This window comes from Synechococcus sp. R8-2 (genome assembly GCF_047461715.1).
In the GTDB taxonomy this organism is placed as follows: Bacteria; Cyanobacteriota; Cyanobacteriia; order Thermostichales; family Thermostichaceae; genus Thermostichus.
Genome location: NZ_JANSHQ010000629.1, coordinates 1 through 3544, shown reverse-complemented (window position 1 = coordinate 3544; position 3544 = coordinate 1). Strand labels below are relative to the sequence as shown.

Sequence of the window (3544 nt, the reverse complement as noted above, 5' to 3'; positions counted from 1 at the left end):
ATCAAAGTGGTGAACCTTTCCCGGTGTTTTGGCAAGGAGATCGCCCTTACTGCCGGCCTCGATCACGCCTCTGGTCGAGCTGTTGTTCCCATCGATGCCGACTTGCAAGATCCGCCGGAGCTGATCCCGGAGATGCTGCAGCAGTGGCGGCAGGGCTATCAGGTGGTTTATGCGGTGCGCCGCAGCCGCCGCGGGGAGAGCTGGCTAAAACGCTTTACAGCCAACGGCTTCTATTGGTTGATTGATCAACTCAGCCAGGTGCGGATCCCGCGCAATACGGGGGATTTTCGACTGCTGGATCGGCAGGTGGTGGAGGCAGTTAAACAGCTGCGAGAGCGCACCCGCTTTATGAAAGGGATCTTTGCCTGGGTGGGCTACCGGCAAACGGCCATTTTTTACGATCGCGCCCCCCGCTTTCGCGGCAAAACCCAGTGGAACTACTGGCGGCTGTGGAACCTAGCCATAGAAGGCATCACCTCTTTTAGCTCTTGGCCGTTGCGGGTGTGGAGCTACATAGGGTTGGCGATCTCGGTTCCAGCCTTTTTGTATGGCCTTTTTCTCATCATCCGCACCTTGCTCTTTGGCTCCGATGTACCTGGCTATGCCTCTTTAGCGGTGATGATCTTGTTTTTGGGCGGGATCCAGCTGATCAGCTTGGGCGTGATTGGCGAGTATTTAGGCCGCGTTTTTGAAGAAGTGAAAGGCCGCCCCCTCTACCTGGTCGATGGCACCTTTGGGTTTGAGACCCCACGACCTTCCCCTGCCCTAGATTCAGTACCTACGCAAAAGCTAGGATGAAAAGTCATCTTTCAGAGTTTTGGATCCCGAGGCAACATAACTTTGGTACTCGCGTATAAAGATATCTTTCATCTCTTCTGGAGATAGCTGGATCCCTTGGATTTTGGCGCGGGCGATGGCCTTCATCAGCTCGATATAGGCCAGGCCCAGAGAGAGAGTGAGGGTGGCTGCCGTAGTGGATTGGATAGCGCTGCCTACAATCCCCGGGCCGGGAATCATCTTCAGCAAGTTGGACACAATCGTTCGCCCGATTGCTGTTGTAATTGTAGTGCCTGCCAAAGCGGCTATCAAAGAGTAGTAAAAAGAAGGGGAAGCCTCGAAGCCAAAAATAAAGCTGATATTGGCAATCATGCCTGCTTGGGCTGTAACCAACAGAGGGGCATCTGCAAAGGGAAGGGGCACTGCCCCGATAAACGCTGCACTGGCCACATAGCCTGATACGTACTTAAAGGCAGCCTCGGCTTTGAGATCCACCCGCAGCAATTGCTGGCGGATAAAGGCAAGGCGAGCCACTTCCGGCAAAAGCTCTAGCGTGCAGCCAATTAGGTGCTCCAGCCCGTGGGCAGGAATGGTAATTTGCCGGTTAATCGCCTTGTTGCGGGCCAAAACGGGAACAATGTAGCGGACAGGCAAATTTTGATGCTGCAAATACCGGAAAAACTCGCTCTCTTCAGGATTGGGATATTCCAAGCATTGGGTTAAGACCAAGATGACGGGAACGTCTTTGAGTTCCAACTCCTTTAGCCATTTGCGTTCAACTTCCTCCAACCGCTTCAGTTCGTGGTGGAGGCAGTACCAAACAACATGGATGTGATGTTCAGGATCCTTAAAGCGCAGCTCCTCGATAAGCTGGGAAACCTCCAGGCGAACTTGCTGATTCTGTTCACCGTCTAGTTCCATGCCAGGTGTATCGTAGATGGTGATTGGGCAACCTGGCTTGGAATACTGACGAATGTGGCGGGTGACGGGGCTGCCAACACCGGTACGGGCCAGCTCATCTCTAAACACTGCATTGACCAAGGTGCTCTTGCCCACCCCGCTTTTGCCAATGACCAGGATGTTGCAGTGGCCCAACTCTGTCTGCGCCTCTAGGAGGTCCTTCTGTAGTATCTGAGACACCGAATTCCAGAAAGACTTAAAGGCTTCTGGCTTCTCGAGAGATTCAGAAGCTTCTGGGATGCCTCGGGCACGGTCAACAATTTGGCGGGTTAGGTCAGTCAGTTTCTCTAAGAAGGATGGGCTTTTCTGAGACATGCTTCTTGCTTCTTCCCCTAAGGCCGATAGCCCCACAAAGGTAGTTCAGGGCGGATCCTACTGCCAAGTTTCTTCCGATACCGGAGACTGACCTAGCCAAGAGCCAATCTGTCTGCGCCCTGATCCCACTCCAAAGGGATCCGCAACAACGGGTTTATTGAGAGTTATTCACAAGAGCCATTTTCTGCACTATGCTAGATTTGGAGGCAAACACCCAGGGATCCCAGGCCCGTTGTGGCGGGCGCCCTAGGATTCACAGCTCCTTTTAACTTGTGCTGGAGAGTTTTATGTCCGAAACTTCAACCCTGCGCCAGTCTTTCAACAGCGTGCGCGACAATCCTGTCTTGCTTGGCACTGAGATAACCCAGCCGGTTTGCGAGGGGATGAACGCCCTGCTGGCCAGCTTCCAGGGGCTGTATTTGCAGTACCAAAAGCATCACTTCGTGGTGGAGGGCACCGAGTTTTATCCGCTGCACCAGCTTTTCAAAGATCATTACGAGCAGGTGAGGGAGCATGTCCACGACTTGGGAGAGCGCCTGGAAGGTCTGGGAGGTGTGCCGGTAGCCACCTTCAGCGGCTTGGCCCAGCTTTGCTGCTTTACCCCTGAGCCGGATGGAGCTTTTGGGGCGCGGCAAATGTTGATGAACGACCTGGCGGCAGAGCAGGCCATCATCGATCTGCTGCGGCGGCAGGCAGCCCAGGCGGAGAGCCTTGGGGATCGGGCCACCCGCTACCTCTACGAGCAAATCCTGTTGAAAACAGAGGATCGCGCTTTCCATCTCCATCACTTCCTGGCCAACGATAGCCTGGTCTTTGGCTTGATGAACGGCAGAGTCTAGCCAGAGGGTCTACAGGTGGGCTTGAGCCTGCCTAGCTTCCGGCCTCTGGCTTTTTTTTGAAAGGCTATTGAGAATTTGTTTCATCTCTTCACTATTCTTTACTCTGAGGTGCTGATCCCGGCCATGAACCCCGCCTTTCTGGACTCTGAGCGCGGTTATCTTTTGGATATTCCTCTGGGCGAGCGCTGGCGCGTTGGTCGGCGGCTGATGGAATTGGGGATCCCGGCGATTTGTACAGGAGATGGTCGTCTGCGGGTGGAGGTGAGTACTCCATTGGCTGTTCTACAGGTGCGCAGTGTGATCCGTCAGCACACAGCGCGGCGACAGGAGTTATTGGATGGCCTAGAGGTTTGTTGGCAGCTCAACACAGAGGCTGGGGGTCAAGATGAGCAAGTTCCCTAAGCAAAGAATCCCGTTTGAGTCGGAGGGCCAGTTTTTGGGATTTCTTCCCGATAAGGATGGCAAGCTCAAGTACCTGCGTTGGCAGGCTGGGGCTGACATTTTTTCCGGCAAGATCCCCAAGCCCCTGCGTTCTGCCCTCTACCGCACCCTCAAACCTGGAGACACCGTGCAGATCTGTGGGGAGCGGGAGGTGGATCCGCACAAAGGGCGAGAGAAGTGGGTGCTTTACCGGGTGGTTCCCCTCGGAGAGA

Annotated in this window: 4 protein-coding genes and 1 pseudogene; 4 read left to right on the top strand and 1 reads right to left on the bottom strand. The window is 54.5% G+C overall.

Annotation, left to right across the window (positions count from 1 at the left end; translation table 11 throughout):
• Positions 1 to 798 (top strand): glycosyltransferase family 2 protein (locus NW819_RS13260; RefSeq protein WP_414414031.1); only part of this gene is annotated, 798 nt, incomplete at its 5' end.
• Here NW819_RS13260 and NW819_RS13255 read toward each other — a convergent pair.
• Positions 790 to 1872, bottom strand: coding sequence for a YcjF family protein (locus tag NW819_RS13255; RefSeq protein WP_414373373.1), 1083 nt, complete (start codon positions 1870 to 1872; stop codon positions 790 to 792). The genes NW819_RS13260 and NW819_RS13255 overlap by 9 nt on opposite strands.
• A gap of 467 nt (positions 1873 to 2339) precedes the next feature.
• Between NW819_RS13255 and NW819_RS13250 the strand changes: the two genes are divergently transcribed.
• From NW819_RS13250 to NW819_RS13240, 3 genes and pseudogenes are all read left to right on the top strand, one after another.
• Positions 2340 to 2891, top strand: a complete 552-nt coding sequence (locus tag NW819_RS13250) for a Dps family protein (protein ID WP_414328986.1) — start codon at positions 2340 to 2342, stop codon at positions 2889 to 2891.
• 123 nt (positions 2892 to 3014) lie between these two features.
• Positions 3015 to 3293, top strand: a complete 279-nt coding sequence (locus NW819_RS13245; protein WP_414414030.1) for an Asr1405/Asl0597 family protein — start codon at positions 3015 to 3017, stop codon at positions 3291 to 3293.
• Positions 3277 to 3544 (top strand): annotated as a pseudogene (locus NW819_RS13240) ((2Fe-2S) ferredoxin domain-containing protein); the annotation flags it as partial. The gene NW819_RS13245 and the pseudogene NW819_RS13240, both read left to right, overlap by 17 nt.

Coding starts and splice junctions, on each gene's coding strand:
- NW819_RS13250 (WP_414328986.1), top strand. CDS start 2,340: ATGTCCGAAACTTCAACCCTGCGCCAGTCTTTCAACAGCGTGCGCGAC.
- NW819_RS13245 (WP_414414030.1), top strand. CDS start 3,015: ATGAACCCCGCCTTTCTGGACTCTGAGCGCGGTTATCTTTTGGATATT.